This window comes from Mycobacterium sp. EPa45 (genome assembly GCF_001021385.1).
Lineage (GTDB): Bacteria > Actinomycetota > Actinomycetes > Mycobacteriales > Mycobacteriaceae > Mycobacterium.
The window spans coordinates 3568012-3591375 of record NZ_CP011773.1; the positions used below are offsets into that span (position 1 = coordinate 3568012).

Genomic DNA, 23364 nt, shown 5'->3' on the forward strand with positions numbered 1-23364 from the left:
AGATGGCATCCATGACTGCTTCGTCGCTGGCCGAACTCGCGCATCGATTCAATGTGGCCACCGAGTATCACGACTGGACCGGTCGATCCGTGCCGGTCGACGAGGACACGCTGGTGGCGGTGCTGGGCGCACTCGGTGTCGAGGCGGGCACCGAAGAGGGCCGGGCCGCAGCGCTTTCGGCCCAGGACGCGCGGTATTGGGCACGGTCGCTGCCGCCGACGATCATCGGCCGCGACGACAGCGAGACCTCGTTCTGGGTTCATGTCACCCACGGCGAGGAGGCGCACGTCTGGGTCCGGCTCGAAGACGGCGCTGTCCGTACCGGTGTACGGCAGGCCGACAACTTCACCCCGCCCTACGACCTGGACGGCCGGCTGGTGGGTGAGGCGACATTCGTGTTGCCTTCGGATCTGCCGTTGGGATATCACCGAGTGCACCTGCGCTCTGGCGGTTATGAGACCAGCGCGCCATTGATCATCACTCCGGCCTGGCTCGGCGTACCCGCTCGGCTGGGTGCCCGCCGCACCTGGGGCCTGGCCACCCAGCTCTACAGCGTGCGCTCCAAGAATTCCTGGGGTGTCGGCGATCTCGGCGACCTCACCGATCTTGCGGTGTGGGCGGGAGCTCGCCACGGCGCCGGGTACGTCGTGGTCAACCCGCTGCACGCCGCGGCGCCGACCAAACCGATGGAGCCCTCCCCCTACCTGCCGACGTCGCGGCGGTTCACCAATCCGCTGTACCTACGGGTCGAGGCGATCGGAGAATTCGCCTATCTACCCAAACGCGGCCGGGTGTGGAAACTGCGCGCCGAGGTCCAGGGCCGGGCACGCAAGCTCGACGCGATCGACCGCGATTCGGCATGGGCCGCGAAACGTACTGCGCTGAAAGCGATTTACCGGGTCCCGCGGTCTGCGGGCCGCGAGCTGGCGTTCGAGGCCTTCAAGGCGAGGGAGGGCCAGGCTCTCGACGACTTCGCCACCTGGTCGGCGCTGGCCGAGAAGTACGGCGGCAACTGGCGCAAGTGGCCGAAGACCCTGCGACATCCGGCCAATTCCAAGGTGGCCGACTTCGTCGAACGGCACGGCTCCGCAGTGGATTTCCACCGCTGGTTGCAGTGGCAGCTCGATGACCAGCTCGCCGCCGCCCAGTCCCAGGCCGTGCGCACCGGGATGGCGCTGGGCATCATGCATGACTTGGCTGTCGGGGTTCATCCCGACGGCGCCGACGCCTGGGCGATGCAGAACGTGTTGGCGCTGGGGGTCACCGCGGGTGCGCCGCCGGACGAGTTCAATCAGCTCGGGCAGAACTGGTCACAGCCGCCTTGGCGCCCCGATCGGCTCGAAGAGCTTGGCTACCAACCATTTCGGGCTTTGATCGCGGCCGTCCTGCGACATGCGGGTGGAGTGCGCATCGATCACATCATCGGGCTGTTCCGGCTGTGGTGGATCCCGGCGGGCGCGTCGCCGACCAAAGGCACCTACGTGCGCTACAACCACGACGCGATGATCGGAATTGTCGCGCTCGAAGCGCACCGGGCCGGCGCGGTCGTCGTCGGTGAGGATCTCGGCACGGTGGAACCGTGGGTGCGTGACTACCTGCGCGCGCGCGGAGTGCTGGGCACCTCGATCCTGTGGTTCGAACTGGACCGCGACGGCGACGGCGGACCGCTGCCGGCCGAGCGCTGGCGAGAATTGTGCCTGTCCTCGGTGACCACCCATGACCTGCCGCCGACGCCGGGGTATCTGGCCGGTGAACATGTCCGGTTGCGCGACGAGCTCGGCCTGCTCACCCGGCCCGCAGAGGAAGAACTGGCCGACGACCGTGCCGAGCAGGCGGCCTGGTTGGCCGAGCTGCGCCGCGTCGGACTGCTCGGCGACGGCGCCGACGAGGAGCAGGTGATCCTGGGGCTCTACCGGTATCTGGCCCGAACCCCGTCGCGCCTGCTTGCGCTGGCGTTGACTGATGCCGTGGGCGACCGACGCACGCAAAACCAGCCGGGCACCACCGACGAGTATCCGAATTGGCGGGTTCCGTTGACCGGACCCGACGGCTCGCCGCTGCTGCTCGAAGATGTGCTGACCGATCCGCGGGCACAGGCGCTCGCCGCGGCGATGCAGGCCGCGACGGTATCGGGTCAACGGTAGCGGTGCCGAAATACAGTGCCGGCGTTCTGCTGCACCGCAACGTCGATGGTGTCGTCGAGGTGCTCATCGGCCATCCCGGCGGCCCGTTCTGGGCGCGCAAGGACGATGGCGCGTGGTCGATTCCCAAGGGCGAGTACGACCCTGACAACGACGACCCGTGGGCGGCTGCACAGCGCGAGTTCGCCGAGGAGTTGGGCTCCGAGGTGCCCGCCGGCCCGCGGATCGGGTTCGACGCGGTCAAGCAGCCGAGCGGCAAGGTGCTGACGGTGTTCGCGGTGAACGCCGACCTGGACGTGACCGAGGTGCACAGCAATTCGTTCACGCTGGAGTGGCCGAAGGGGTCGGGCCGGTTGCAGGAGTTTCCCGAGCTGGACCGGGTGGGCTGGTTCCCGCTGGCACAGGCACGCCGCAAGCTGCTCAAGGGCCATGTGGTGTTCCTGGACCGGCTGATGGCTCATCTGCCGGGACTGAGCGAAGGCGATCCGGATCCCGCGGGTTAGCCTCACGTCGTGAAGGTCGCCGTCGTCGCTCCCATCGGGGCCGGGGTCACCGCGGACCCGATGTGGATGGCCGAGTTCGCCCGCCATCTCGAGGCGTGCGGCTTCGAGTCGATCATCATGGCCGAGCACACGGTGCTGGTGACCGAATACACCAGCGTGTATCCCTACGATCCGTCCGGGCGGGTCGACGTTGCACCGGAGTGCCCGGTTCCCGATCCGCTGGAGATGCTGGCGTTCCTCGCCGGCCAGACCACGACGTTGGGCCTGGCCACCGGGGTGCTGGTGTTGCCCAATCACCAGCCGGTGATGCTGGCCAAGCGGGCCGCCACCGTCGACGTGCTGTCGGGTGGACGGCTGCGGCTGTGCGTCGGGGTCGGGTGGTTGCGCGAAGAGATCGAAGCGTGCGGAGCAGATTTCGAGAGCCGGGGCCGTCGCGCCGACGAGCAGATCGACGTGCTGCGGGCGCTGTGGACCGGCAGCCCCGACGGCGTCAGCCACCACGGCGAGTTCTATGACTTCGACCATGCCGTGTCACATCCGAAACCCATTGCCACCAAGGGTGTTCCGATTCACATCGGCGGGCACAGCCGACTTGCGGCCCGTCGGGCGGGACGTTTGGGCGATGGGTTCCAGCCGTTGGGAGTGGCCGGTGGGGAGCTTGCGACTCTGGTGGAGGTCATGCGGTTGGCCGCCGAGGAAGCCGGGCGCGACCCCGACGCCCTTGAGTTGTCACTCGGCCACCTGGTCGCCAAGGTCGACGCCGACCGAGCCGGACGGTTGGTCGAGGCCGGTGCCGATCGGCTCGTGCTGGGGATGCCGCCGGTGACTGACCTCTCCGAGGCCGAGGATCTGCTGTCGGCATGCGCGCAGCGACTGGGCCTGTCTCCGTGAGCCTTTCGATCGCGGATCGATCGGCCTTGTCGGGTCTGGTGCATCGGTACGCGGCGGCGGTCGACGATCAGGATGTCGGAGCCGTGATCGGGTTGTTCGCGGGCGACGGCGAACTGGTGCTGCCGGAACCGCCGGATGTGCTGACCCCGGTGCGGTCGCACAGCGGGCCTGCAGAGATCCGCGCGGCACTGGCCGCGGTGACCAGCGTCGGGCGGACTCATCACAGCATCGATTCCGAGGTGTACACGCCGGGTTCGAATCCCGATGTCGCACATGGACGTATCGCGGCCACCGCACACCACTGGAGCCGGCGCTCCGAGGGCATCACCGACCTGGTGTGGTACCTGCGCTACGACGACGAGTACCAGCGGGACGAGACGGGTTGGCTCGTGGCCCGGCGGGCTCTGACGATCGATGCGATCGAGACGCGAGCAACCCGCCGCCTCAGGTAGATCAGCGCTGGATCACCGCACCAGGATTTGAGTGTCGGTATTCCATCTATTGGCCCGGCGGCGGTGACACCATGATGTGGTGAGTCGGGTTGGCGAGGCTGCTTGAGATGACAGCAGAGGGTCCGGTGTGCGGAACCTGTGGTACGGAGCTGAGCTCGAAGGCGAAGTTCTGCCACGAGTGCGCTACGCCCGTGACGTCGACCACTGCACCGGCGGAATACAAGCAGGTCACGGTTCTCTTCGCGGACGTTGTTCACTCGATGGATATCGCCGGTTTCGTCGGCGCAGAGCGGCTCCGGGAGATCATGGCCGGACTGGTCGACCGGGCCGCCGCTGTGGTGCGGCGCTACGGCGGCACGTTGGACAAGTTCACCGGCGACGGGATCATGGCGCTGTTCGGCGCTCCGATCGCGCTCGAAGACCACGCCCTGCGGGCGTGCCGGGCTGCCTTGGAGGTCGGGAGTTCTGTCAGTGATCTTGCCGACGAGGTCAGGCAGCGCGACGGTGTAGATCTCCGGTTGCGGATCGGGTTGAACTCGGGGCAAGTGATCGCCGGCGAGGTCGGCACTGTCGCAACTGGTTACACCGCGATTGGCGAACAGGTCGGCCTGGCCCAGAGGATGGAGTCGGTGGCCCCGCCGGGCGGGGTGATGCTCAGTTCCTCGACCGCACGGCTGGTCGAGAGCGCCGCGGCGCTCGGTGAACCCACGCGTGTCCACATCAAAGGGGCGGCCCAGCCGGTGCTGGCGCGACGGTTGATGGGTCTGTTGGAGCGGGGTCGTCCTGCCGCAGGTATCGGGTCGCCTTTGGTAGGTCGGCGCAGAGAGATGGCTGCCGTCGAGGACCTCCTGGAGAACGCCATAAACGGGCACGGCGCGGTAGTCAGGGTGGTGGGCTCTCCGGGTGTCGGCAAGAGCCGTCTCGTCCGAGAGGTCGTGGCGCTGGCCGCCGACCGGGAGGTGGAGGTCTTGACTACGTATTGCGAATCGCACACCACCGATGTCCCGTTTCACGTGATCGGCCGGCTGCTGCGAGCGGCCACCGGAGTGAGCGATCTGGGCGGGCAGGAGGCCCGCGACCACGTGCGGGCCCGGGTTCCAGACGCAGACCCTGAGGACCTGTTGCTCTTCGATGACCTACTCGGTGTCGCCGATGCCGAGGTTGCTCTGCCGAACATCGATCCAGATGCCCGGCGGCGGCGGTTGACTGCTCTGGTCAACACGGCCTCGCTAGCCCGAAAGTCCCCGGCGGTCTATGTGATTGAGGACGCGCACTGGATCGACGAGGTCAGCGAATCGATCCTGACCGAGTTGATCACGGTGATGCCTCAGACCTCATCGCTGGTTGTGATCACCTACCGTCCCGAGCACGACGGGGCGCTTACTCGGGTACGTGGCGCAGAGACGATCACCCTGGCACCGCTCAGTCTCACCGAAGCCACGGCGTTGGTCGCTGGGCTGGTCGGGTCGGACCCCTCAGTCACCGGAGTGGCAGACCTGATCGTCGAGAGGGCTGCCGGGAACCCGTTTTTCGCCGAAGAGATCGCGCGGGAGCTGGCCGAGCGCGGTGTCCTGCGCGGCGAGCGGAGTGCGTATGTCTCGACAGCCGCCGCTGCCGAGGTCAGTGTGCCCGCAACCGTGCAGGCCACCATCGCCGCCCGTATCGACCGCCTGGACCCGGCAGCCAAACGCACTCTGAGCGCGGCAGCGGTCATCGGATCGAAGTTCACCTGGGACCTGCTTGACGCGCTGGACGTCGACCCTGTCCTCGACGACCTGGTGGGCGCACAGTTCCTGGATCAGAGCTCCCTCACTCAAGAACCCGAGTATGTGTTTCATCATCCCCTCATCCGAACCGTGGCCTATGAATCGCAACTGAAATCCGACCGCGCCCAGATGCATCAGAGGCTCGCCACCGCGATCGAAGCCCGTGACCCCGAGTCGGCTGACCAGAACGCCGCACTGATCGCTGAGCACCTAGAGGCTGCAGGCGACTGGCAAGCCGCCTACTCGTGGCATATGCGTGCGGCAACGTGGGCCGCCAGCCGTGAGGTCGGGGCTGCGCGGGCAAGTTGGGAACGTGCCCGCGACATCGCTGACCGGCGGGCAGAGGGTGATCCCGATCGACTGGCGCTACGGATAGCGCCCCGCACCATGTTGTGCGGCACCGCGTACCGGCTCGGCGGGGCCGTCGCCACCGCCGGCTTCGACGAGCTGCGAACATTGTGCGAAGCTGCCGACGATCGAGTCTCACTGGCAATGGGCATGTCCGGACTGCTGGTGCCGCTGACTTTGAACCTCCGATTTCACGAATTGGCAGCACCTACCGACGAATACACCGGCCTGCTCGAGTCGATCGGTAACCCCGACTTGATCGTCGGTCTGATGAACACGGCGGCCCACCCAAAACTCCATGCGGGTGAAGTCGCCGAGGCGCTCCGGTTGTCCGAGCGGGTCATCGAATTGGCCGATGGCGACACCACCAAAGGCAACTTCTTCTTCGAATCACCCCTTGCCTGGGGGATCACCCTGCGTGGCGTCGCCCGGTGCAGCCTCGGAGATCCAAGGTGGCGCGACGATCTACATACCGGATTCGCGATGGCTCGCACTGTGGGCGGGATAACCCAATCCAGTGTCACCACAGCTGGTTACGGATTACCTGTGCTCAACCGTGCGCTCCTGCCGGATGCGAGCATCATGCGGGACACATCTGCCGCTCTGGAAAATGCGGAGCGGCTCGGTGACGACCTGTCTCTGGCGTGGGCACGAATTGCGCACGGCATGATTCTGACGCGTCTCAGTGATGTGGATCAGGACGCCGGATCGAAACTTCTTAAGATGGGAGGGGCGCAAGCACGGGGACACGGCGACCTGTTCACCGCGGCAATAGCCGACATCGCGACCGCGGAATACAAGCATCAAATCGGCGCAATTGACGAGGCTATAGAAGTGGCCCGACTCGTCCGGAGCCACCTGTTCGCCAGCGGTGAAATGCTCTACCGCGGACCCGCGACTACCGTCCTGGTCGAATCATTGCTGCGTCGCGGCACCGGAAGGGACCTACGGGAAGCGCGGACCGCAATCGACCAACTCGCCGCCGCGCCAGCCGAACCCGGGTTCGTGCTCTATGAGGTGGCTTTGGGGCGGCTGCGCGCACTGCTGGCACAGGCACACGGTGACGAAGCCGGCTATCGCAACTGCCGGGACCGTTACCGCGAGATGGTGACATCGCTCGGTTTCGAGGGACACCTGAAGTGGGCCGACGAGCTGTAGTGACAGCGCCGGATAAGCGACTCTCGGCGAAAGCACAGGTCCGTGATCGGCTGGCGGGCTCCGCAGTCACCCCCGCGACTGCAACGCCTGCTGTCCGAACGTGCCGGTCTCCAGGGACCCGTCCGGCAGCACCAGCTCGCCGCTCTCCAACCGTGATCGTAGGTACGCGAATGTCTGCGCGGTCTGGGCGAACAGGTGCTCGCCGGCCACCAGCGCAGGTCGCGACGATCCGTCGGTGAACTGCGGCAGGGGCTGCACCACGGTGTGGTAGTCGACGTTGAAGAACAGCGGGAACGAATACCGCTCCTCTTTGACTTTGCGCACCCGGTGCGAAGTGGCGACGAATGCGCCGTTGGTCCACAGCTCGAGCATGTCGCCGACGTTGACTACGAACGTCCCGGGGATCGGCGGCACGTCGATCCACTCGCCGGCCCCGTTGAGTACTTCCAGTCCGGGCGCGGTGGGTTTGAGCAGGGTGAAGCATTCGTAGTCGGTGTGCGCGCCGATGCCCTGGGCGTCTTCGGCATCCGGATTGTGCGGATAGTAGACCAGCCGCAGTTGGCTCGGCGTCTTGGTCGCATGCTTGGTGAAGGTGTCCGGATCCTCTCCCAGCGCGATCGCGAAGGCGCCCAACAGATCCTGGCCGACTGCGAGTACGGCCCGGTAGTACGCGGTGACCGTCTCAGCGAAACCGGGGAGTTCCGGCCACACATTGGGTCCGAGCATCGGATTGCCCGCCAGATGGTCGGGGTCGTCGGCGGGCAGGTCCAGTGCGGTATCGAACGCCTCTTTGAAATCGGGCTTGTCGCCGTAGAAGCCCTCCTCCCCAACGGGCACATAACCGCGGTGGCAGGTCGACAGTCCAATGTAGGACTTCATCTTTTCCCCGACCGGCAGGGCGAAGAACTGCTTGGTCGCATCGAGCAACCGGTCGAACAGCTCGTCACTGACTGAGGTGCCGGAGATGTAGAAGAACCCCACCTCGCGGGCGGCAGCGCCGAGTTCGGCCGCGACCCGGTCACGCTCGGCCCGGTCAGCGGACCGCAATCCGCTGATGTCGATGACGGGTACCGATTGAAATGATGTCGCCCCGCTCACAGTGTCACGTTTCCTTCGCTTTCGTCGATGTCCCAGGCGATGTCGTCGTCGACCCCCAGCTGTCCGGAGTGCAGTCGCGGGCGCAATACCGTTGCTACCCGACATGAACTGCTGGATTCGGTTATCTGCCAGTCAGTTCCGCTGACGACCCCCAGCGAGATCTCATGGCGGTGTGCCCAGCCGAACCGATCCCCTACCCGCACCAGCACCCCAGTCGTGTCCGACGCCGACAGCAGAGCTCCCCAACACGGCTGTGTTGCACCGGATTCACGCTGCCAGTGCTCGGTGTAGTCGGCATGCACGCCGACTTCGACAAGGGTGTCACCCGCCCAGCTCATCCGCCCCGCATCGGGCAGGCCGGGCGGCTGCAGGTCCACCAGGCGGGTCCATTCGAAGATATCGTCGCGCTGGCCGAGACGCCCGGCGAACCCCTCCCCCGGACCCCGCAGGTCGACGAACATCGAGATGCCCTGCAACCACTGCACATTCGTTCCGGTATTGCGGGACCCGTCGGCCTCGACCAGCAGGGTGCGCCGCCACAGCCCGGTGCAGTCGGCGACGACGGGCGTCACTGCGCTGCCTCCCACTGCGTGCGCAGCTCGGCCAATCCGGCCTCGGTGGGCCGGCCCAGCGCCCGGACCCTGGCGATTCCGCCGTCCGGATAAGCCTGGACCCGAATGGCGGTGATCGCAGCGGCGTCGACCACGAACACCTGCCGCGCGTCCGCGAGCAGCCGGGTGCGGGGCAGCACGATCTCGTCGAAGGGCAGCGCCCACCACGGCCGTCGCGCATCGGGCTGCTCCCGGGTGCCGTACACGCACACCTCGCGGGAGGCATTGAACACGAAGTACGACGTGTCGATTTCGACCCTCTCCAGGTCGGTTGGCACCAGGAACGAGATCGTCACCGCGTCGTGGGTGTCCGGGCCGATGTCGCGGCGGCGCCGGGCTTCCCAGCCGGAACCCATGTTCTGTGGCCGGTCGGCGGCGATGATCGCCCGCGCGTCGGAGTAAAACGTGTCGCTGCAGTGCTCGACGCGTCCGCCCTGCTCGGCGCACGACACCTCGACAGTCACCCCGGACCACAGCGCGGGGTCCGGAACCGGATCGCCGTACGCCCGCAGTCTGGCGACCCCGCCGTCAGAGGCGATCACCAGCTTGAGATGGGTGTAGCAGCGCCGGTCGTCGACCGCGATCGGGTTGTGCCCGTCCGCTTTCAGCACCGTCGGGGGCGCCAGCCGCCGCCAGTTCACATCTCCATCGCACGGGTCCTGATCGGGCCTCAGAGTCGCCGCGTAGACGGTGGCGCCGGTCGGATGATTTCCGGTGAAGAAGCGGGTGTCGACGTCGACGGTGCGCAGGCGCCCCGGCACCCCGAGCCGGACGATTGCCCAGTCGGGTGCTGTCGCATGCCTGCGGGTCTCCCAGCCGTCGACCACTTCGCCGCGCAGGTCGAAAGTCCCTGGCACGAACGCGGGTTCGACCGGGTCGATCAGTCGCTCCTTGAAGCCGAACGATTCGTCGCTGGCCGCTACGACGCTGCCACCGACAGCCCTGGAGGCCAGGTCCAGTCCGGTCATGAGCCCAGCGCCTGTGACAGCGGCCAGTGCGTGCGCGGATTGTCCGGTCCGGCGGCGTACACCCCGCCCTTACTGGTCGACAGGCCTAGCCCGACCAGCATCTGCGCCAGCCCTACCGCGGCGGCCACCCCGTCGACGGCGGGCACCCCGAGTTTCTCAGTGATCGCGGCGGTCACACCCGCCATTCCCGCGCAGCCCAGGCAGATCACGTCGGCGCCATCCTGCGTCACGGCCCGTTCGGCTTCCGCAACGATCGCGGCGACCGCGCCGGACGGATCGGCGTCGACCTCCGCTGTCCCGAGTCCGCACGCCCGCACCGACACACAGTGCGCGGCCACACCCGCCAGCAGGAGCCGGTCCTCGATCGGAGCGATCGAGCGGGCCAGGGTGGTGATCACCGAAAACCGCCGGCCGATCAGATGCGCGACGTGGACCGCGGATTCAGCGATGTCGAGCACCGGAACGTCGAGCATCTCCTGCAGTGCATCCTTGCCGTGCTCGCCGAATCCCGCCAAGACCACCGCGTCGGCGTCGAAGGTTCCCGCGGCCAGTTGGGTGGCGACGACATCCATCACCCCAACGGCGGACAGGTAGCTTTCCGCCGCGGAGTCGATCGCGTCCGCGCCGAAACTGGGCTGTGCTGAGACGATTTCGGTGCGCGGAGCGGCGGCAGCCCGGGCCGCGGCTTCGATCTCGGCGGTCATCGTGGCCGACGTATTGGGGTTGAGCACCAGTATCTTCACGCCGGCTCCCGGATTCCGGCACGAAGCAATTCACCGCGGCTGTCCTCGCCGACCACCTGTCCGCCCCGCCACATCTGCCGTACCGCTCCGGTCAGTGCCACGCCCTCATAGGGGGTCACCGAATGTCGGTGCCTTAGTTCGGCGCCCCGCACCACCCACGAAACAGCCGGGTCGAACACGCAGAAGTCGGCGCGATTCCCGGGGGCGATCACACCGCGGTCGGCGAGTCCGGCCAGCTCGGCGGGGGCCTGCGCCATCCACCGGCACACCTCGGGCAAGCCGAATCCCGCCCGGGCGGCTTGAGTCCACAGCGCGGGCAGTGCGATCTGCAAAGAGCTGATCCCGCCGAACGCGCGGCCGAAGTCTCCGCCGATCAGGTCCTTCTGCTCTGGAGCGCACGGCGAGTGGTCGGAGACCACCATGTCCAGCGTGCCATCGGCCAGCGCGGCCCACAGCAGGTCGCGGTTGCCCTCGCCGCGGATGGGTGGGCATGCCGCGAACATCGTTGCGCCATCGGCGATGTCTTCAGCGGCGAACGTCAGGTAATGCGGGCAGGTTTCGGCGGTCACCGGCAGGCCTGCCGACTTGGCGCCGGCGATCATCGGCAACACCTCAGCACTGGAGACGTGCACGATGTGGGCGCGGGCGCCGGTGTCGGCGACCGCGTCGAGCACGATGCGCACCGCATCCTGCTCGACCGCGTCCGGGCGTGAGCGCAGGAAATCACCGTAGGTCCGACCGGTCGGCGAGGGGCAGCCGGCCAGAACCCGCGCGCTTTCCGCATGAACCAGCAGCACCGAATCAAGTTCTGCCACAATGGCCATCGCCGCGTGGAACTGATCAGGATCGAGCGGCGGGAAATCGGCGTTCCCCGATTCGGACAGAAAGCACTTGAACCCGAGCACTCCCGCAGCGGCCAGCTCCCCGAAGGTCTCGAGATTGCCGGGCACGATGCCGCCCCAGAACCCGGTGTCCACCCGGCAGGCACCGTCGGCCGCGGAACGCTTGACGCCTAAAGCCGCCACCGTGGTGGTCACCGGGTCGCTGTCCAGCGGCATGTCCACCACCGTGGTGATGCCACCGGCCAGCGCAGCGGCGGTGGCCGATGCGAATCCCTCCCAATCGGTGCCGGGCTCGTTGATATGGACATGGGTGTCCACCAGGCCCGGAAGCAACACCACCTCCGGGTCGAGCACCGTCTGGTCGCAGGCGCCCAACTCGGCGTCGAAGGAATCGACGACCCGAATCACGCCGTCCGCCACCCCGATCGCGAGCGGGCGCACCGCACCGTCGACCACAGCACGCGGTGCGCGAATGACGTGCTCGACGGCGGCCACGCTCACGGCGGCGTCACCGGGCCGAACCGCTGCGCGAATCGCTCGGTCAGCTCCGGCCACACATGCGGGTCGTGGCCGGGCACCAGCTCGTACCCCTTCTCGGAGGCCAGGCGTTTCAGCCGGCGGATCGGTTCCACGGTTTCGGCCGGGTCGACGTCGATGAAGCCACCGATCGGCAACTCCTGCTCGATGTTCTCCGTGAGGTCCGCGGCGTCGAACGCGAACACGAATCCACCGCCACCCACCGCATCGTCGAGATCGACGACGAAGCTCTGGTGCCCCGGTGTGTGCCCATAGGTGGGGACCGCGGTGATTCCGGGCGCGATCTCGGCTTCACCGTCGGCCAGCACCCAGTCGATGCGAGGATCGTCGAAGTCGATGCGGGCGATCGCATGGCGTTCGGGCTCAGGATGATTCGAAAGCCCGTACTCCACCTCGCGGCGCTGCGCATGCACCGGCACCTTGCCGGCGAACAGCTTCACGCCGCCGGCATGGTCGTGGTGCAGGTGCGACAGCGCCACGAGGTGGATGTCGTCGACGTCGATGCCGATGTCGTGCAACGACTCCTCGATCGGCTCCCCCGGCCCTGGGAGGACCGGGATGTACTCGACGGTCGGATAGAACCGTCGGTACAGCGCAGGATCCCGGATCAACGCGGTGTTGAAGCCGGTGTCGAGCAGCACCCAGCCACCGTCGGTCTGCAGCAGCACGCCGGGCACCGGCTCGCGCAATCGCAGCTTCCGCGGCGCGCCGTACACCGACACCGCCTTGGGTAGCTCCTCCCAACCCAGCGTCAGCAGAACGATCCGCCGAACCTTGCCGTCTCCCAGGGCCACTGGCGTCAGCCCGCCGACAGCGCCGCCAGACGCAGCGTGTTCGGGTCGGTCACCACATGGGCCTGCTCGACGCCCTTGAGCCACGGCTGGGCCACCATGAAATCGTTGACATCGGCGACGTTCAGCCAGCAACCCGTCTTCACCGCTTCCTCTCCGGCCGTGGAGAAGTCCGCGGCCGAGCCGGTCGGCAGGCCCTTGGCCAGCGCCTCGGCGATGGGCGGTGCCGAGCACCCGAAGAAGTTCAGGCCGCCGTCGGCATCCCAGGAGATGTGGCCCCAGGTGTAGGGCGACGGCGCGTCCGGCCAACCGAGGTAGGTCATGATCTCCGGTGCCGCCTGTCCGTCGCCGCCGACCCAGCCATAGATCTCCGACGTCGGATACGCCTGGACCTTGGCAGTCAGCCCGGCGGCTGCCAGCTGCGTCTGAATCAGGTTGCTGATCAACTGATTGTCGGGATTGGACGAGTCATAGCCGATGGTGACGGCCTTCTGGTCGGCGGGCAGGCCCGACGCGACCTGAGTCAGCACGGACGGATCATGGGTCACCGACTGCTTGCCGTACTCGGCGGCCATCACGTTCGGCGGGTAGATCTGCTCGGCCTTCTTGCCGCGACCGAAGTAGGTCTGCTTGACCAGCTCGTCGACGTCGATGGCCTGCATCACGGCATTGCGGTTCCTGGCGTCGGTCATCATGCCTTTTTTGGGATTGATGTACACGAAGTTCGACATCATGGTCGGTAGCGAATAGTTCGCGAACGACTTGTTGTCCAGGTAGGACTGCACCGCAGACGACGGGAGGTCATGCAGTATCGCCGCGAGCTGGCCGTTGTTGAACTGCAGCTGCTGTGCCGAGACATCGGTGATGACCGGCAGCTCCACCTTCTCGAAGTACGGCTTCGTGCCCCAGTAGTCCGGGTAGGCGGTCAGTTGGTACTTCGAGCCGACCTCGGCGGCGGTCAGCGTGTAGGGGCCGGTGCCCAAGTCGTGGGTGGTGAGATACCCCTGTGCGTGGTCGCTGCCCGCGTTCTTCTGCAGGCCCTCCGGGCTGAGCATGCGCGGTCCGTACGGGCACGCCAGGTAGTCCAGGAACGCCGAGTTGGGTGCCTTCAGCGTGACGGTGACGTCGTAATCGCCTTGAGTGGCAACCGACTCGATGTCGGAGACCATGTACGCGGGTCCCTGGTTCACCGCTGCGCGCCTGTCGAAGGAGGCCTTGACGGCGGCGGACGTGAACGGGGTGCCGTCGTGGAACTTCACGCCCTGACGCAGCTTGAACGTGAAGACCTTGTTGTCGGGCGAGGCCGTCCACTCGGTGGCCAGCAGCGGCTGCAACTCGGGCTTGTCGGTGCCGCCCTTGTATTGCAGCAGACCCTCATACGTATTGGTGGTCAGCAGCAGGCCCTGGCCGGCGTAGTAGATGTCGGGGTCCGGTGGCTGGCCCGGATCCTGCAGGAACGACAGCTTCAGCACCTTGTCGGTCGGCGCCGCGTTGGGAGTGCTGCCGCCGCCCGAATTCGACCCGCCGCAGGCGGTCAGGGTCAGTGCGGCTGTCGCGCCAATCGCGAGCAGCGTGGTCAGTTTCTTCATCGAGCAGCTCCTTCCAGGACGGGTGCCCCGAGTTCCTCGAAGGCGGCGATGATTTCGGCTCCGGTGCGCGTTGCACCGGCTTGCAGGTATTCCATGGCGTCCAGTGCGGCCTCGTGCCGGTACACCGACGAACCGCCGACGCAGTCGGTCACCACCCGGACGTAGAAGTCCCGCTGATGGGCATCGGCGAACGTATAGTGCACGCACACGTCGGTCAGGCCGCCGATCAGAATCAGCGTGTCGGCCTTCAGCCCGGAGAGCACGATCTCGAATTCTGTTCCGATGAAACCGGAGTAGCGGCGTTTGACGATATGGAACTCGTGGTTGGGGCCGTCCAGATCGGGCAACAGCCTCGGGTGCAGGGGCGTGCCCGCCCTGCCTTCGACGCAGTGCTCACCCTCGTTGCCGTCGAGCTCGCGGCCGAAGTCGACGCCGCTGGGCCGGTGCACTTCCTGGAAGAACACGATGGGGATCCCCGAAGCACGCGCGGCGGCGATCAACCGTTCGGCCAGCTCGATCCGGTCGTCGTAGCCGGGCATGTGTTCGATGCCCACCTCGGCGGCGGGCATGTCGCCGCTTTCCTGCATGTCGACGACGACCAGGACGGGATTGCCCACGATCAGTGGCTGTTTCGGCACCTAACTTATCCTCCTGTGACTGCGATGCGGGGGTCTGCGGCGGCCTGAAGAAGATCCACGACCGTGTTGATGAAGACGTAGAGTGCACCGAGCATCAGCGTCACGCCGGCGATCGCCGGGAAGTCGGCGACCGGAATGCTCTGCGCGATGTACTGACCGATGCCCGGCCAGCCGAAGACCTGCTCGATCACCAGCACGCCGGCAAACATCAGCCCGACCTGAAGTCCGGTCATCGACAAGGCCGAACCCACACAGTTGCGGAGCACGTGTCCGGCCACAATTCGGGTCTCCGACAGTCCTTTTGCCCGCGCGGTCCGCACGTAGTCGCTGTCCATGTCGGTCAGCAGGCTCGAGCGCAGCACCCGTCCGATCGCCACCGCCGGTCCCAGGGCGAGAACCAGTGCCGGCAGGATCAGGTGGTGCAGCGCGTCAGTGACGACGTCGAAGCGCCCGCTGATCAACCCGTCGACGGTCAGCAGTCCGGTGGGTCCGGTCGGCGGGTTGCCGATCGCGGTGCGGCCGTTGGCCGGTACCCATCCCAGATGCTGATAGAAGACGATCAGCCCGAGAATCCCGAGGAGGAACATCGGCGCCGATGCGCCGGTGAACAGCACCCCACGCAGCACCGCTGAACCACGCCACTTCAATGTCGTGCTGAAGGCCAGCAAGACCGCCAGCACCAAAGCGATGCCGATGCCGTAGATCGCCAGTTCGAGGGTCGCCGGAAAGAAGCTGCCGAGATCGGATGCGACGGCGTGCCGGGTTCGGTACGACGTTCCGAGGTCGCCCTGCACGGCCCCGGTCAGGTAGTGCCAGAACTGGGTGACGATCGGGTCGTTGAGGCCAAGTGCTTCCCGGCGCGCGGCCACCGCCGAGGCCGAGGCCTGCGCGCCCATCTGCGCCTTGACCGGATCCAGCGGCGAAATGTGTTGCAGCACAAACATCACTGCAGTCAGCGCGACCAGGATCACCAGCGTGGCCGCCAGCCGCGAGGCGATGAACGTCTTCAACTGCGGGCCTCCTAGCTTGTCTTCATCAGGTTGCGCAGGCTGTCACCGGCGATGTTGCCGATCACAGCCAGGACCAGGACGCCCAGACCGGGCATCACCGGAACCCACCACTGCTGCAGGAAGTAGCTCAGGTTGCGGGCGGCGTCAGCACCCAGCTCCGGGGCCGGGGCGGACTGCCCGAGCCCCAGGAACGACAGCGCCGCCAGGGTCAGGATCAGCGTGCCGAGGTCGAGGCTCGCGGCCACCAGTGCGTTGGGCACCGCGCCGGGCAACAGGTGGCGTACCGCGACCCGGATGGGTCCGACGCCGGCCAGCCGTGCGGCCTCGACGTGCGGTCGGGCGGCCAGCCGGGCGATCTCACCACGAATCAGCCTGGCGTAGAAGGGCCACCAGACGATCGACACCGCGATCAGGGTGTGGACGAAGCCGGGTCCGAGCGCGGCGACCACGGCGATCGCGAGAACCGGTGCGGGCAGCGACAGGAAGCCGTCGGTGATGCGCATCAACGTCGCGTCGACCCACCCGCCGACCGCCCCGGCGATCAGCCCGACGAGGCCTCCGATGAGCAGCCCGACCCCGACCACCACCAGCGCGGCGAACCAGCTCGATCGCACGCCGAAGAGCACCCGGCTCAGGATGTCGCGGCCGACACTGTCGGTGCCGAGCAGGAACCCGTTCTTGCCGGGCGCCTGCAGCGGCATGCCGACCGGGACGAGCGGGTCGTGCGGGGCCAGCAGCGGTACGGCGACGGCGATCACGGTCACCACCAGGATCAGCGATACGCCAAGCCAATTCAGCATCAGAGCACGGTCTCCCGGCAGAGCCGCCATCCGCTTCTCGCGGCTGCGCAGGAGCGCGGGGGCGGGTATCGCGATGGCCATCAGCGCGCCTTCCGTTCGATACAGGCGACCTGGTGCGGACTTCCGGGGATTCCTTCCAGGCGCACGTCGAGTTCGATGTCGCTACAGGTGTCGACTGCGATGGGGCACCTCGGATGGAAGGCGCATCCGGTCGGCGGCGACAGGGGGCTGGCGGGTTCGCCGGCCAGCACCCGGCAATCGCGGCCCAGATCGGGAATCGCGTCGACCAGCGCCTGGGTGTAGGGATGGGTCGGCCGGCCGATGACGTCTTCGGCGGGCCCGATCTCGACGATCCGGCCCAGGTACATCACCGCGATGCGGTCGGCCACCACCCGCGCCACCGACAGGTCGTGCGTCACGAACACCACCGACATGTCGAGGGTGCGGCGCAACTCCCCGATCAGGTTGAGCACCGAAGCCGCGAGCGACACGTCCAGCGCGCTGGTCGGCTCGTCGCAGAGCAGCACCTGCGGCGGGATGACGGTGGCCCGTGCCAGCGAAACCCGTTGCCGCTGACCACCGGACAGCTGCGCGGCCCGCGATTTGACCACATCCAAGGGCAGCCCCACCCGCTCGAGCACCGCGGCGACGGCGTCCTTGCGCTCAGCCCGCGACATCGACGTCTCGCGCAGCCGCTCCCCGATCAGCTCACCGACCGAAAGCCAGGGCGTCAGCGAGGCGCCGGCGTCCTGAAAGACCATCTGCGGGCGCCGGCTGCCGGCCAGCTCGACCTCACCGGTGGTCGGCTTCTCCAGCCCGGCGATGGTCCTCAGCAGGGTCGACTTGCCCGAGCCGCTCTCCCCCACCAGTGCCACCGATTCGCCCTGCGCGACGGTCAGCGACACGCCGCGAAGCGCCTGCAGTTTGCCTCCCGACGCTCCGGAACGGTCGAGCCGCCGGCGGCGCACCGTGAACGTCTTGGTGATGGCGCGGGCATCGACAGCGGGCGGCTGATCAACGCAGATCTCGACCCGATCGGCGAAAACGTCAGCCTCGGCCGCGATCACATCGGCCAGTTCTGTCCGCATCTGCGCGGGCTCGACGATGCAGGCACTGACCCGGTCGGTGGCGACCAATACCGGATCCGGTGGTGTCGCCGAGCATTCCGGCCGGGCCAGCGCACACCGCGGGACGAAGGGGCAGCCGGGCAGCGGCGCGCTTGCGCTGGGCACCTGGCCCGCCATCGCCGCCAGTGGACGATCGCGGGCGGTGTCCAGGGTCAGGCGTGATTGCAGCAGGCCGTGGGTGTACGGGTGCGCCGGAGTAGCGAGAACATCTGCGGTTGGCCCGATCTCGGCGATCCGCCCGGCGTAGAGCACGGCGATGCGATCGGCGATCTGGGCGGCGACGCCGAGGTCGTGGGTGATCAGCACAATGCTGCAGCCGATCTCGGCACGCAGCCGCTGCAGCAGAGCCAGCACCTGTGCCTGCACCGTGACGTCGAGGGCGGTGGTCGGTTCGTCGGCGATGATCAGCTCGGGGTCGCCGGCGACGGCGATCGCGATCATCACCCGCTGGCGCAGGCCACCAGACAGTTCGTGCGGGTACGCCCGCATCCGCCGCTCGGGGTCCGGAATGCCAACCGCAGTAAGCAGTTTCAGCGCCGCCTCGCGGCTGCCGGCCACCTCTTCCACCTGCTTGCCGATCCGCATGGTGGGGTTGAGCGAGGTCATCGGGTCCTGGAACACCGCTCCGAGGTCGAGCCGCCGGACCTTTCGCAATTCTTTGGCGGCGCCGGTGAGCATGTCGGTGCCGCAGACCGCAACGCTGCCAACGGTCTTCGCCGCACCGAGCAGACCGAGCATGCTGAAACCGAGCACGCTCTTGCCCGAGCCGGATTCGCCGACCAGGCCGACGATTTCGCCGGGTGTGATCCGTAGCGACACACCTCGTAGCGCATGCACGTCCCTGCCGTTGCGGCGGAACGTGACACACAGATCGTCCACTGCCGCCACCACGTCGCCGCGCGGCGTCGTCGCCGGGGCGTCAGGTCGTAGCGCAACACTTGCGGCGCTCGCCATGCAGGGTCTCCCGAGGGTCAGAAGGGTCCACGAAGATGCGCTCACCGCTGAGCCATCAGCCTGTCGATTGACAGTTTTGCGGGCCTCCCGTCACGGTGGGTGTCGCTGGCGTAACCAAACCAAGACGGCGCGTAACCGATACGTATCGCGCGTTTCTGTCGTGTGACAGAAACGGCCCGGGTCTGTCTTTTCGCAGGTGATGTGGGTCAACATCGGATCCATGGAGACAACGCGGGCGGGCCGCCCGCGCTTGACCGAGCGCCGCAGGCCCGGCACGACCGCCCGGGACGAGATCCTCGATGCTGCCGCCGAGCTGTTCACCACTCGCGGCTATGCCAGCACCTCCACCCGGGCCATCGCCGAGGCGGTGGGTATTCGGCAGGCCTCGCTGTATCACTACTTCAAGACCAAGGACGAGCTGCTGTCGGCGCTTTTGCATCAGACCGTCACCCCGACCCTGGCCTTCCTCGCCGAACTGGAACAGGATTCGGCGGCCCGCACCCTGCACGCCCTGGCCGCCTTCGACGGCGCCCAGCTGCTGACGTCGCGATGGAACCTGGGCGCGCTTTATCTATTGCCCGAGCTCCGCGAGGCCCGGCTGGCCGCGTTCTGGACCGAACGTGAGCGACTACGGCTGTCCTACCTCGACCTGAGCCGCACCGTTCTGGCGGCGACCGGCATCGCCGAAGACGCGGCCGACCTGCCCTTCCGCCTGGTCGAGTCCCTGGTGAACATGTGGACACCACCACCGCACCCCGATCCGGCCACACTGGCCGGCCACGTTGCCGATGCCTGCCTTCGAGTGCTCGGTGTCGGTGAAGACGAGCTTGCTGCGCTGCGCGCGTCCGAACCTGCTGAGGCGGGACATTTGTAGGATCAGCGCATGCCGCTGGCCGAAGGCGAGACTTTCGCGGGTTACACGATCCTGCGACTGCTGGGCGCGGGCGGAATGGGCGAGGTATACCTGGCGCAGCATCCCCGGTTGCCGCGCCACGACGCGCTCAAGGTGTTGCCCGCCTCGGTCAGCAGCGACGCCGAGTATCGCGCCCGGTTCGAGCGTGAGGCCGACATCGCCGCCACGCTATGGCACCCGCACATCGTCGGCGTCCACGATCGCGGCGAATTCGAGGGTCAGCTCTGGATCGCCATGGATTATGTCGACGGCAACGATGCCGCCGATCTGCTGACGAAGTTTCCCAACGGCCTACCGCAGCGCGAAGTGCTCAACATCGTCACCGCGGTCGCCGAGGCGCTGGACTACGCACACCAACGCCACCTGTTGCACCGCGACGTCAAGCCCGCCAACATCCTGGTGTCCAAACTGGACTCCGGCGAGGAACGAATCGTGTTGGCGGACTTTGGTATTGCCCGTTGGGACAACGATGCCAGTGGGCTGACGCAGACCAATATGACGGTTGGCACGGTGTCGTATGCCGCGCCGGAACAACTGATGGGCCGCGATCTCGACGGGCGGGCCGACCAGTACGCACTGGCCGCCACCGCCTATCACCTGCTCACCGGCACGCCGCCGTTCCCGCATTCCAATCCCGCGGTGGTGATCAGCCAACATCTGTCGGCGTTGCCACCGAGCCTGGCCGACCACCGCCCGGAACTCGCGAACCTCGACGCGGCATTGCGCAAGGCGTTGTCCAAAGACCCCGCCGAGCGCTTCGACCGTTGCGTGGACTTCGCGCGCGCCCTGTCCCACCACATCACCACACCGCTGTCCGGTGACGGCCTGACCGACCCCGAAGCCACCCGGCTCACCCCGATCACCGACGCCGCACCGATCGCCGAGCCGCCACCGCAGTCGCACAATCGGTGGCTGAAGGTCCTGCTCCCGCTGCTGCTGGTGCTGCTCGTCGTCGGTGTTGCCGCCGCATTCATCGCCGGGCGCAACCGCGGTGAGGACGTCGCGGCAAACGATGTCCGCACCTCCACGACGACGACGTCGTCCACGACTCCTGTCGCGCCACCGCCACCGCCACCGCCACCGGTGACGACGACACCATCGGTCAGCGCGACCACCGACACCGTCACCGTCGCGCCGACCCCGACCGCGGTGATCGGTTCAGACTGCCGCGAGCCCGGCGCCACCGGTACCACAGCGGACGGTGCGACCGCCTACTGCACGCAGCTGCAGTACACCGATCGCTACCTGTGGTCGGTGCACCAGGACACGATCCCCAATCCAGTGATCACGTCGTCGCCGACGACGCCACCTCCGACGGAGAACGAGTCCCCGGTGCGGATATGTATGCAGGAAACGGGGCACACCAGATTGCGATGCGCCGAGGAGATTTTGCGCGGCAACCGCGGCTAGGACCTATGCGATGAGCGCCGACGACACCCCGCTGTGGTTGTTCGCCGACCAGCTCGGCCCGCAGGTGTACAGCGGTGAGCACGCGCACCGCCCGGTTCTCCTGGTCGAGGCCGCTTCCACACTGCGGCGCCGCCGTTACCACCGGCAGAAGCTGCACCTGGTGCTGTCCGCGTTGCGGCACGCCGCGGCTGAGCTCGGGGAGCGCGCCACCCTCCTTCGCAACGACACCTACGCCGAGGCGCTCCGCGATTACGGCAGGCCGGTGCTGGTGCACGAACCGACGTCGTTTGCCGCCGATCGCTTCGTCCGGCGCCTTCAGCGCGACGGCCTGGTCGCCGACATCCTGCCCACCCCGACATTCGCGCTGCCGCGCGCCGAATTCCGGCAGTGGGCCGGGGACCGCCGAAAGTTCCGGATGGAGGATTTCTACCGGGAGCAGCGCCGGCGGTTCAGCGTGCTGATGGATGGCGCCGAGCCGGTAGGCGGCCGGTGGAACTTCGACACCGAGAATCGCGAATCACCGCCGAAGAACGAAGAACGACTCGACGTCGACGCGCCGTACCGACCACGCGAAGACGACATCGACGAGTCGGTGCGCCGTGACCTCGACGCCATGGATCTCGACACCGTCGGCGTCGACGGGCCGCGGCTGTTCGCAGTGACTCCGATCGAGGCGCAACGCGCGCTCAAACGATTCATCGACCGGCGGCTACCGCTGTTCGGCCGCTACGAGGACGCCATGATGAGCAACGACTGGGCCATGGCGCATTCGCTGCTGTCGGTGCCGTTGAATCTCGGAGTGCTGCATCCGCTGGACGCGGTACACGCCGCGGAGCAGGCCTACCGGGACGGCACGGCGCCGCTGGCCGCGGCCGAGGGTTTCATCCGTCAGATCCTGGGCTGGCGGGAGTACATGTGGCACCTGTACTGGCACTTCGGGCCCGATTACCTGGGCGAGAACGCGTTGGCCGCCCAGACGCCGTTACCGGCGTGGTGGACCGACCTCGATGCCGACTCGGTGACCGCGGAGTGTCTGCGGCATGCGTTGAGCGGGGTGCGGGACCGCGGATGGGCGCACCACATTCAGCGATTGATGGTGCTGGGAAGTCACGCGCTGCAGCGCGGCTACCAGCCGCGGGCGCTGACCGAGTGGTTCGCGACCGCCTTCGTCGACGGATTCGCGTGGGTGATGCCGACGAACGTGATCGGCATGAGCCAGCACGCCGACGGCGGGATGCTGGCCACCAAGCCCTACACCTCGGGTGGTGCGTACGTGAACAAGATGAGCGACCACTGCCGCGACTGCCGCTTCGACCCCAAGGTCCGTCTCGGAGCCGACGCGTGCCCGTTCACCGCCGGTTATTGGGCCTTCGTGCATCGCCATCAGGAATTGCTGGCGCGCAACCGCCGCACGGCGCGAGCGGTGTCGTCGATGTCGCGGCTCTCGGACCTGGATGCCGTCGTCGAACAAGAACGTCACCGCGACACGTTCTAGTCGGGCCTGCGCTGAAACGTTCTCCTGCCCTTGTGGCGATAGACGTCGCAAGAGGCTGGTGTGATCTGCTCGAAGAGCGACCTCCAAGCTCCCTGGGCTATGTTCGACCGGAGACAGACGGAGGTTGGAGTGAAGAGGCTCATCATGGTGGCCGCCGGCGCGCTTGCCGCAGGCTCAGCAGTAGCCGCCCTCAACATGGGGTCCAGCAGCGCCGACCCGAACGCCGGCGGCACGATGAACATCCTCGGCGAACCGTATTACAAGGCGGTCGCAATCCTGCACGCCCAAGGTATCCAGACAGTCTTCGGCGGCTCCGTGGGCAGTGACGTGCCCCAGGCGAAGTGTGTCGTTCAGAGCCAGAAATACCTGGCCAGCGGCAAGATGTCACTGATGCTGAACTGCACCAAGGCCGCTCAGCCCGACGCGCCTGCGCCCAGCGGGCCGGGCCAGACTCCCGCACAGCAGATCCCCTCCGACGGTGGTTCCCGCCCGACTCCGGGTGCCCCCGGGACCGTCATCGTCACGCCGACTCAGGTCGGCTGACAGACCCGCTGGCGCTAGACTCCACGGCATTCACCG

At 67.2% G+C, this 23364-nt stretch carries 20 protein-coding genes; 9 read left to right on the plus strand and 11 right to left on the minus strand.

Going from position 1 to position 23364, the window contains the following annotated elements; translation table 11 throughout:
• The first annotated feature begins 11 nt into the window (after positions 1 to 11).
• From malQ to AB431_RS17160, 5 genes are all read left to right on the plus strand, one after another.
• Positions 12 to 2144: a 4-alpha-glucanotransferase gene (malQ, locus tag AB431_RS17140; RefSeq protein ID WP_047330941.1), complete on the plus strand. Its 2133-nt coding sequence runs from the start codon at positions 12 to 14 to the stop codon at positions 2142 to 2144.
• Between the two features lie 2 nt (positions 2145 to 2146).
• Positions 2147 to 2644: an NUDIX domain-containing protein gene (locus AB431_RS17145; RefSeq protein ID WP_047330942.1), complete on the plus strand. Its 498-nt coding sequence runs from the start codon at positions 2147 to 2149 to the stop codon at positions 2642 to 2644.
• Positions 2645 to 2653: 9 nt separating this feature from the next.
• On the plus strand, positions 2654 to 3535 hold the full coding sequence (locus AB431_RS17150; RefSeq protein ID WP_047330943.1) for an LLM class F420-dependent oxidoreductase: 882 nt from the start codon (positions 2654 to 2656) through the stop codon (positions 3533 to 3535).
• Positions 3532 to 3987, plus strand: coding sequence for a nuclear transport factor 2 family protein (locus AB431_RS17155; RefSeq protein WP_047330944.1), 456 nt, complete (start codon positions 3532 to 3534; stop codon positions 3985 to 3987). The genes AB431_RS17150 and AB431_RS17155 overlap by 4 nt, the downstream gene beginning before the upstream one ends.
• Positions 3988 to 4178: 191 nt before the next feature.
• Positions 4179 to 7259: an adenylate/guanylate cyclase domain-containing protein gene (locus tag AB431_RS17160; RefSeq protein ID WP_369802913.1), complete on the plus strand. Its 3081-nt coding sequence runs from the start codon at positions 4179 to 4181 to the stop codon at positions 7257 to 7259.
• Positions 7260 to 7325: 66 nt separating this feature from the next.
• Here AB431_RS17160 and AB431_RS17165 read toward each other — a convergent pair whose 3' ends face one another.
• Genes AB431_RS17165 through AB431_RS17215 form a run of 11 tightly spaced genes read right to left on the minus strand, consistent with a single transcriptional unit; the run spans position 7326 to position 18967 of the window.
• The gene (locus AB431_RS17165) at positions 7326 to 8357 is read right to left on the minus strand and encodes an isopenicillin N synthase family oxygenase (protein WP_047330946.1); all 1032 of its coding nucleotides are present in this window, start codon (positions 8355 to 8357) and stop codon (positions 7326 to 7328) included.
• Positions 8354 to 8929 carry a hypothetical protein gene (locus tag AB431_RS17170; protein ID WP_052960306.1) on the minus strand — a complete coding sequence of 192 codons (576 nt, stop codon included), beginning with the start codon at positions 8927 to 8929 and terminating at the stop codon, positions 8354 to 8356. The genes AB431_RS17165 and AB431_RS17170 overlap by 4 nt, the downstream gene beginning before the upstream one ends.
• Positions 8926 to 9936 carry an allantoicase gene (locus AB431_RS17175; RefSeq protein WP_047330948.1) on the minus strand — a complete coding sequence of 337 codons (1011 nt, stop codon included), beginning with the start codon at positions 9934 to 9936 and terminating at the stop codon, positions 8926 to 8928. The genes AB431_RS17170 and AB431_RS17175 overlap by 4 nt, the downstream gene beginning before the upstream one ends.
• Positions 9933 to 10679, minus strand: a complete 747-nt coding sequence (locus tag AB431_RS17180) for an aspartate/glutamate racemase family protein (RefSeq protein ID WP_047330949.1) — start codon at positions 10677 to 10679, stop codon at positions 9933 to 9935. The genes AB431_RS17175 and AB431_RS17180 overlap by 4 nt, the downstream gene beginning before the upstream one ends.
• Entirely contained in the window at positions 10676 to 12022 is a 1347-nt protein-coding gene (gene allB, locus AB431_RS17185) for an allantoinase AllB (RefSeq protein ID WP_052960307.1), read from the minus strand. The genes AB431_RS17180 and allB overlap by 4 nt, the downstream gene beginning before the upstream one ends.
• Positions 12019 to 12852, minus strand: coding sequence for an N-acyl homoserine lactonase family protein (locus AB431_RS17190; protein ID WP_047330951.1), 834 nt, complete (start codon positions 12850 to 12852; stop codon positions 12019 to 12021). The genes allB and AB431_RS17190 overlap by 4 nt, the downstream gene beginning before the upstream one ends.
• Before the next feature lie 5 nt (positions 12853 to 12857).
• Positions 12858 to 14438 carry an ABC transporter substrate-binding protein gene (locus tag AB431_RS17195; protein ID WP_047330952.1) on the minus strand — a complete coding sequence of 527 codons (1581 nt, stop codon included), beginning with the start codon at positions 14436 to 14438 and terminating at the stop codon, positions 12858 to 12860.
• Positions 14435 to 15076, minus strand: a complete 642-nt coding sequence (locus AB431_RS17200) for a cysteine hydrolase family protein (RefSeq protein WP_047330953.1) — start codon at positions 15074 to 15076, stop codon at positions 14435 to 14437. Before AB431_RS17200 ends, AB431_RS17195 begins: the two co-directional genes overlap by 4 nt.
• A 5-nt stretch (positions 15077 to 15081) precedes the next feature.
• Positions 15082 to 16086, minus strand: a complete 1005-nt coding sequence (locus AB431_RS17205) for an ABC transporter permease (protein ID WP_047330954.1) — start codon at positions 16084 to 16086, stop codon at positions 15082 to 15084.
• Positions 16087 to 16097: 11 nt separating this feature from the next.
• Positions 16098 to 16967 carry an ABC transporter permease gene (locus AB431_RS17210; protein WP_047330955.1) on the minus strand — a complete coding sequence of 290 codons (870 nt, stop codon included), beginning with the start codon at positions 16965 to 16967 and terminating at the stop codon, positions 16098 to 16100.
• Positions 16967 to 18967 carry an ABC transporter ATP-binding protein gene (locus AB431_RS17215; RefSeq protein ID WP_047330956.1) on the minus strand — a complete coding sequence of 667 codons (2001 nt, stop codon included), beginning with the start codon at positions 18965 to 18967 and terminating at the stop codon, positions 16967 to 16969. Before AB431_RS17215 ends, AB431_RS17210 begins: the two co-directional genes overlap by 1 nt.
• A gap of 220 nt (positions 18968 to 19187) precedes the next feature.
• Between AB431_RS17215 and AB431_RS17220 the strand changes: the two genes are divergently transcribed.
• The 4 genes from AB431_RS17220 to AB431_RS17235 all read left to right on the plus strand — a co-directional run bounded on the left by AB431_RS17220 (position 19188) and on the right by AB431_RS17235 (position 23328).
• Positions 19188 to 19841, plus strand: a complete 654-nt coding sequence (locus tag AB431_RS17220; protein WP_047333520.1) for a TetR/AcrR family transcriptional regulator — start codon at positions 19188 to 19190, stop codon at positions 19839 to 19841.
• 9 nt (positions 19842 to 19850) lie between these two features.
• Positions 19851 to 21290, plus strand: coding sequence for a serine/threonine-protein kinase (locus tag AB431_RS17225; RefSeq protein WP_047330957.1), 1440 nt, complete (start codon positions 19851 to 19853; stop codon positions 21288 to 21290).
• A 10-nt stretch (positions 21291 to 21300) separates the two neighbouring features.
• Positions 21301 to 22785 carry a cryptochrome/photolyase family protein gene (locus AB431_RS17230; protein ID WP_047330958.1) on the plus strand — a complete coding sequence of 495 codons (1485 nt, stop codon included), beginning with the start codon at positions 21301 to 21303 and terminating at the stop codon, positions 22783 to 22785.
• A gap of 129 nt (positions 22786 to 22914) precedes the next feature.
• Complete coding sequence (locus tag AB431_RS17235) at positions 22915 to 23328, plus strand: hypothetical protein (RefSeq protein WP_047330959.1); 414 nt, start codon at positions 22915 to 22917, stop codon at positions 23326 to 23328.
• Positions 23329 to 23364 lie beyond the last annotated feature (36 nt).

What these genes read in the sequence shown, in the direction of transcription:
- AB431_RS17220 (WP_047333520.1), top strand. Translation starts at nt 19,188, where the DNA reads ATGGAGACAACGCGGGCGGGCCGCCCGCGCTTGACCGAGCGCCGCAGG.
- AB431_RS17175 (WP_047330948.1), bottom strand. Translation starts at nt 9,936, where the DNA reads ATGACCGGACTGGACCTGGCCTCCAGGGCTGTCGGTGGCAGCGTCGTA.
- AB431_RS17215 (WP_047330956.1), bottom strand. Translation starts at nt 18,967, where the DNA reads ATGGCGAGCGCCGCAAGTGTTGCGCTACGACCTGACGCCCCGGCGACG.
- AB431_RS17230 (WP_047330958.1), top strand. Translation starts at nt 21,301, where the DNA reads ATGAGCGCCGACGACACCCCGCTGTGGTTGTTCGCCGACCAGCTCGGC.
- AB431_RS17195 (WP_047330952.1), bottom strand. Translation starts at nt 14,438, where the DNA reads ATGAAGAAACTGACCACGCTGCTCGCGATTGGCGCGACAGCCGCACTG.
- AB431_RS17210 (WP_047330955.1), bottom strand. Translation starts at nt 16,967, where the DNA reads ATGGCCATCGCGATACCCGCCCCCGCGCTCCTGCGCAGCCGCGAGAAG.
- AB431_RS17225 (WP_047330957.1), top strand. Translation starts at nt 19,851, where the DNA reads ATGCCGCTGGCCGAAGGCGAGACTTTCGCGGGTTACACGATCCTGCGA.
- malQ (WP_047330941.1), top strand. Translation starts at nt 12, where the DNA reads ATGACTGCTTCGTCGCTGGCCGAACTCGCGCATCGATTCAATGTGGCC.